This is a genomic window from Candidatus Chloroploca sp. Khr17 (assembly GCF_004138165.1).
GTDB lineage: Bacteria > Chloroflexota > Chloroflexia > Chloroflexales > Chloroflexaceae > Chloroploca.
Map to the genome: position 1 here is coordinate 24,065 of NZ_RYFF01000059.1, position 6,258 is coordinate 30,322.

Annotated in this window: 4 protein-coding genes; 3 read left to right on the top strand and 1 reads right to left on the bottom strand. The window is 61.9% G+C overall.

The features are described 5' to 3' along the window. Positions 1–192: 192 nt before the first annotated feature. Both EKD05_RS21955 and EKD05_RS21960 read left to right on the top strand, forming a co-directional pair. Positions 193–1,647: an acetyl/propionyl/methylcrotonyl-CoA carboxylase subunit alpha gene (locus tag EKD05_RS21955; RefSeq protein WP_129677175.1), complete on the top strand. Its 1,455-nt coding sequence runs from the start codon at positions 193–195 to the stop codon at positions 1,645–1,647. Positions 1,648–1,661: 14 nt separating this feature from the next. After that, positions 1,662–3,713: a biotin/lipoyl-containing protein gene (locus tag EKD05_RS21960; RefSeq protein ID WP_165360888.1), complete on the top strand. Its 2,052-nt coding sequence runs from the start codon at positions 1,662–1,664 to the stop codon at positions 3,711–3,713. A 184-nt stretch (positions 3,714–3,897) separates the two neighbouring features. On the opposite strand, the gene EKD05_RS21965 is transcribed toward EKD05_RS21960, so the two are convergent. Continuing rightward, positions 3,898–4,875: a phosphatase PAP2 family protein gene (locus EKD05_RS21965; RefSeq protein ID WP_129677177.1), complete on the bottom strand. Its 978-nt coding sequence runs from the start codon at positions 4,873–4,875 to the stop codon at positions 3,898–3,900. 153 nt (positions 4,876–5,028) lie between these two features. Here EKD05_RS21965 and EKD05_RS21970 point away from each other — a divergent pair, with 153 nt between their 5' ends. Continuing rightward, positions 5,029–6,138 carry an RNA-guided endonuclease TnpB family protein gene (locus tag EKD05_RS21970; protein WP_129677179.1) on the top strand — a complete coding sequence of 370 codons (1,110 nt, stop codon included), beginning with the start codon at positions 5,029–5,031 and terminating at the stop codon, positions 6,136–6,138. Positions 6,139–6,258 lie beyond the last annotated feature (120 nt).

Sequence of the window (6,258 nt, forward strand, 5' to 3'; positions counted from 1 at the left end):
GCCCGCCTGCGCCGGCTGGGTCAGGCCACGCAGGTGGCCTTCGCTGGCCAAAAGCCGAGCCGTTGACGGCCACGGCAAGAAGATGCCATCGCCCTACGCCGACGATGCTAACCAGTTGACATCCAGCAAAGCTCTGCTATACTTATCACGAATTTTTTATCGGCAGTTCAGGCGACAGAAGAGGTCATCGTTATGCAACGTACTATCCGCAAAGTGTTGGTTGCCAACCGTGGCGTCCCGGCGGTGAGGATTATGCACACATGCCGTGATCGCAAGATTCCCACGACTGCGGTGTATAGTACGCCTGATCGCCTCGCTTACCACGTCTTCATGGCTGACACTGCCATCCACATTGGTGATGCGCCGCCCATTGTGTCCTACCTCAACGCCAACCGCATCATTGAGGCCGCGCTCTGCAGCGGCTCGAATGCCATCCACCCCGGTTGGGGCTTCCTGGCAGAGAATGCCGACTTTGCCCAGCAGGTGATCGATGCTGGCCTGATCTGGATCGGCCCTTCCCCCGAGGTGATCCGGATGATGGGCGATAAGATGCGGGCCAAGGAGATCGCTCGACGCTCGAATGTGCCGACTGTGCCGGGGATCGAGCATGTGACCAGCGCTGAGCAAATTAGCACCTGGATGCGTGAGCAGGAGATCGCGTTTCCGATCATCATCAAGGCGGTCTCGGGCGGCGGCGGCAAGGGCATGGTCAGGGTGGATCAGCCCGAACAGATCGCGCAAGCCCTCGCCCAGGCTCGCTCTGAGGCCAAGAAGTCCTTTGGTGACGACACTGTGCTCGTCGAGAAGTATATTGAGCATGGCCGCCATATTGAGGTGCAGATTGTGGCCGATGAGTACCGCCACGTGGTGCATCTCTTCGAGCGCGAGTGTACGCTCCAGCGGCGCAACCAGAAGATTATTGAGGAGGCACCCTCGACCCTCGAGAATGACCTTCGCCAGGAGATCTGTGTGACCGCAGCGCGGCTGATGCGCCGCATCGGCTATACTTCGGCGGGCACAGTCGAGTTCATCTTCGAACCAGCGACCCAGAGTTTCTATTTCCTTGAGGTCAACACCCGTCTCCAGGTCGAGCACGGCATCACCGAGCTGATCACCGGCCTAGACATCGTCAGCATTATGCTCGATGTCGCCGAGGGCAAGCCTCTGCCGATTAAACAACTCGACGTTGTCCCGAACCGCTGGGCCCTCGAGGTGCGCCTCAACGCCGAGGATCCCAAAACCTTCGGCCCCTCCTTCGGCAAGATTACCCGCCTGCGCACTCCCCTGGGTCCCAATGTGCGCGTGCTGCTCGGTACCACCGAGGGTGAGGATATCCCGCCCTACTACGACTCGCTCTTCATGCTCCTGATGGCCTCGGGGGCCGACCGGGCCGATGCGTTGCGCGTGATGGATCGCGCCCTCACCGGTGATCTGCGCATTGAGGGGGTCAAGACCCTCGCCCCCCTGCTGCTGAGCATCATCAGGCACCCCAAGTTCGTGTCGGGTGACTTCTCGACCAAGTTTATCGAGCAGCACCTGCCAGAGCTCGTCTCGGGCTTCTCTGAGCGCACCAGCGAGGATGAAATGCTCCGGGTCGCCCAGTACGTGGCCGAGATCTCCGCCCTGGGTGCGCAGAGTTGGATGTGAGGAGAATGATGGAGATGAGCAAGACAACCCAGCCCACTGGTGCCCAAGGGGAGTACACCTTCGTTCGTCCGGGGATGACGGCACGCGAAATTGTCCAGGCCGTACGCGATCTTGATGGCGTCTGCCTCACCTCGGTGAGTATGCGCGATGCGGGGCAGTCGGACTTCAAGAATCGCCACCGGATCTACGACCTGAAGGCGCTGGCCCCGCTGTTCAATACGATGGGCCTCTTCAGCGCCGAAACTCATGGCGGGGCACGCTGGCACGTCGGGATCATGAACCGCCGCGAGAGTCCCTTCGAGGAGACGCGGCTGCTGCGGGAACTGATGCCGAATGTCTTGCTCCAGACCCTGATTCGCGAGACGAATATGTGGGGCTACCGGCCCTACCCAAAGAATGTGATCGAGTATGCCGTCGCGCAGGTGGATATTGATGTCTGGCGTTGCTTCTCCTTCCTCAACGATGTGCGCAACATGCGCACCGTCGCCGAGACGGTGATGAAGCGCGGGCGTCTGTTCGAGCCAGCGATCTCGTTCACGGTCGCCGACTGGGCCACCGACGCGTATTATCTGAGTGTGGTGCGCGAGATCGTTGCCCTCTGCGGCGGCGTTGACGAGATTATGCTCTGCATCAAGGATATGGCTGGCGTCGGCAACCCGGCGCGGATTGGGCAGTTGGTGACGACCATCAAGCAGCACTACCCCGAGTTGCTGATCCACTACCACCGCCACGTCACCGACGGCTTGGCCCTCCCCGCGCTCTTTGCCGCCGCGCAGGCCGGGGCCAAGATCGTCGATGTCCAGGAGGACGCGCTGGTGCGCTTCTACGGCCACCCGCCGATCCTCGGGGTGCAGGCCTACTTCGAGGAGGGTGGCATCCATGTCCACCTCAACCGGCCCATCGCCGAACAGGCCAACCAGAAGGTGCGCGAGTGGATCGGGCACTACGAGTGGGCCGAGTCGCCCTTCAAGGGCTACGACCACGGCGTGACCAAGCACCGCATGCCCGGCGGGGCCTTCCCCAGTTCGTTTGAGCAGGCCGAAAAGGGTGGCTTTCTGCACCTGATGCCGGCCGTCCTGCGCGTGATGGGCCTCTACAACCAGATCGTGTCCTATTTCGACGTCACCCCCGGCTCGCAGATCACCTGGGTCACCTGCAGCGGGATCGTCAACCGCTACGCGAAAGAGCAGGGCGAGGCCGGGGTCAAGCGGCTCATCACGTTGCTCAGCACGTTCATCGAGGAGCAGGGGCAAAACCTCGCGGCGATGAGTGAGGGCGAGCGCGATGAGTTGCTGCAACTCTTCCGCAACGCGCCCGGCGACTTCAAGAATCTGCTGATCGGGAGCTACGGGCGGTTGCCCGTTGGCTGGCCGGCCGACTGGGTCTACCAGAGCGCCTTCGGCGACGAGTGGCAAACGAAGATCAAGGAGCGCACCGATCTCTCCCCCCTCGAAACGCTCACGGACGATAACCTCGCCAAGATCCGGCAGAGCCTGGCCGAGGCCATCGGGCGCACGCCGACCGAAGAGGAGTTCATCCTCTACCTGATGCACCCGAAAGACGCGCTCAGCTTCATCGAGTTCCGTGAAAAGTACGGTGTGGCCCCGCTGGTGCTCCCGACCGATGTCTGGCGCAACGGGCTGCTACGCACCGGCCAGAAGGTCAACTTCGAACTCGACGGCAAACCGTGCTGCATTGAGCTCGTGTCGGTCGGGGCCGAGCACGAGGGCGTGATCCACGTCGTGATGAAAGTCAACAATGTGACCCGCGTCTACCCCGTCGCAACGCCCCGCGCCAAGAAAGTTGAGATCCGGCGCGCCAAGGGCACCGGCGACATCGGTGCCCCCATCAACGGCAGCGTGTGGCGGATCGGCAATCCCAAGCGCGGCCCGATCCAGGTCGGCGATATCATCCGCAAAGGCGAAGAGGTAGCGAACCTCGAGGCGATGAAGATGGAGAACGCCATCCTTGCCCCGTTCGATGGCCGCATCGCCGAGATCTGCGTCAAGCTGAACGACATCGTCCAGGAAGGTCAACTGCTGTTGGTGATCGAGAAGACGGTCTAACCGCTTCCGTTGGTGAGGGCCGTCAGAGGGTCAGAGCGCGCCCATCCGCCCCCACCGTCGGCGTAAACGCCTCGGCTACGCAGGGCAAAGCCGGCCTTCGCCGGCTGGATCAGGCCACGAAGGTGGCCTTCGCTCGCCAGAAGCCGAGCCGTTCACGGCGACGGAAGAAGATGCAATCGCCTTGCTACACCAGCAGGCCTAGGCGGCGAAAGAGCAGTGGGGCACCAAAAGCGATCCAAAAGCCGATCAGCGTGTAGCGCACATAACGAAGCATCCCTGCCACAAAGGTCTCATCACGCGGGAAGAGCGCGCCCAGGCCCGCCCAGAGCACGATCACGACAATGATCCCCAGGACAAAGCGGAGCACCCGCTGCCACCAGGGGCCGCGCACATCCAGTCCTCCCTGCGTCCAGAGCAGCAAGGCCCCAGCGGTAAAGCCAAACCAGGTACCGCCGACGGTCACCGCTGTTTCGAGTGACCAGGGATGGATTGGATCGTTGGGCAAGGCCATGGCCGCATGCTCAAGCCAAATCGCAGGCAGGTCGCGCTCACCCAAGAGCGCCAGCACCAGGGTTGGCACACCAACCAGCACCAGCGAAGCCAGGAAGGTCAGCACGAGCTTCACGTTCAAGGCGCGATCCTTCACCCGCTGCCAGATCGGCTCGCTCCAGGCCATAAACGCCGCCAGCGTCAACCCTCCCAGCAGCCAACCGAACAGCACATCGCTAGGAAAATGCACGCCCAGCGCCATGCGCGAGAGGCCGACCAGGATCGCCAAGAGCCCCACCCCGACCCAGGCCCAGGGGCGAGCAACGCTGGCGGCAAACGCCCCCCACACCCCGACCGTATTCTGCGCATGGCCCGAGGGAATGCCAAACGAACCCTCGGCGGTCAGCGCCCGCACCTCTGCACTGTACCAGAAAGGCCGCGGCCCCGCCAAAGCCAATTTGAAGGCCGTGTTGACCGTGGTATTGAGCAACAAGACCATACCCACGCGAATACTCAGGATTGGACTGATACACCAGAAGAGCAATGGTATCAACAACAGAAAAAAGACCTCATCACCAAGGAGACTCAAGGCCCGCCAGAACAACGCGAGTCCACCACTGTCCGGCTGGAGGGCTAAAACCAACCCAATACCCCACTCCCAGATGGCTTCCATGATCGCTCCTCCTAGAGAGACTGGCCATTATGAATCTAGCCCGTAAAACCCAGGAGCTTTCGCCCTGGGATAGAAGGGCTTCATCAGCTTGAGCGGCTTGAGCTCAAAGAGCACAGACTTGCTATTTATGCGAAGTCGTGGTAACATAAAGGCATGCGCAAAAGCTTCAAATATCGAGTCTATCTCACGAACGGCCAGCGGCGTATGCTTGAGCAGCAGCTTGAGGAATGCCGCTGGGTGTATAACGAGACGCTTGCCGAGCGCAAGCGGGCGTATGAAGAGCGCGGCGAGTCGTTGCGTGTCTACGACACGATCACGATGCTTCCGGTGTGGAAGTTGGCACGCCCCGCGCTGAAACTCGTCCATAGCCAGGTGCTGCAAAACGTCTGCGTGCGGGTGGATCGCGCCTTTCAAGCCTTCTTTCGTCGCGTACGGGAGCGGGCCGAAGAAGTCGGTTTCCCGCGCTTCAAGGGTTTCGGTCGATATGACTCGATCACCTATCCGCAGTACGGCAACGGCGTGCGCCTGGACGGCGACCGGCTGATCCTCGCGAAAGTCGGGGCCGTGCATGTCGTCCTGCATCGACCCGTCGAGGGCACGCCGAAGACGGTGACGCTCACCCGCGCCCGCACGGGTACATGGTATGCCTGCTTCTCGTGCGCGACCGAGGCCGAGCCGCTGCCGCCAACCGGCAACGTGGTGGGTGTGGATGTGGGGCTGGCGTCCTTTGCCACGCTCTCGACCGGCGCGGAGATCGAGAACCCGCGCTTCTACCGGCGCGACGAAGCTGACCTGAAGCGCGTCCAGCAGCGGAAGGATGCGGCGAAGAACGCCCAAAACTGGCCCGAGCACGCCAAGCAGAAGGGCATCCTGGCCCGTATCCACGAGCGGATTGCCAACCGACGCAGCGACTTCGCCCACAAGCGCAGCCGCGAGCTGGTGAACGCCTATCAGGTGATGGTGTTTGAAGACCTGGCCCCAATGGAGATGGGCCGTAGCCGTGGGATGCGTACAAGCATCTTGGATGTGGCATGGACGCAGTTCATGCAGATGACCATCGCCAAAGCGGAAGAAGCTGGGCGGCGGGTGATTCTGGTGAACCCCAAAAACACGACCAAGCTGTGTTCGTCCTGTGGCGAACTCGTGCCGAAGGCATTGAGCGAACGCATCCATACCTGCCCACACTGTGGGCTGGTGATGGGACGCGATCACAATGCGGCGCTCAACCTTCTTCATCGGGGTCTCCAATCCCTTCAGTTGTAACCGAATGAGTGTGGGGCGGCACACTCAGAAGCCCATGGGCCTTGGCCCTGGGAGCCGTCACGTGCCACCGATTATACACCCCTGTACGGGCACGGCGGCGCCGTGCCCCCACCCCCCCCC

Bases quoted from the DNA above. Each gene is read 5' to 3' on its own strand.
- EKD05_RS21955 (WP_129677175.1), top strand. From the start codon at position 193: ATGCAACGTACTATCCGCAAAGTGTTGGTTGCCAACCGTGGCGTCCCG.
- EKD05_RS21960 (WP_165360888.1), top strand. From the start codon at position 1,662: ATGAGCAAGACAACCCAGCCCACTGGTGCCCAAGGGGAGTACACCTTC.
- EKD05_RS21965 (WP_129677177.1), bottom strand. From the start codon at position 4,875: ATGGAAGCCATCTGGGAGTGGGGTATTGGGTTGGTTTTAGCCCTCCAG.
- EKD05_RS21970 (WP_129677179.1), top strand. From the start codon at position 5,029: ATGCGCAAAAGCTTCAAATATCGAGTCTATCTCACGAACGGCCAGCGG.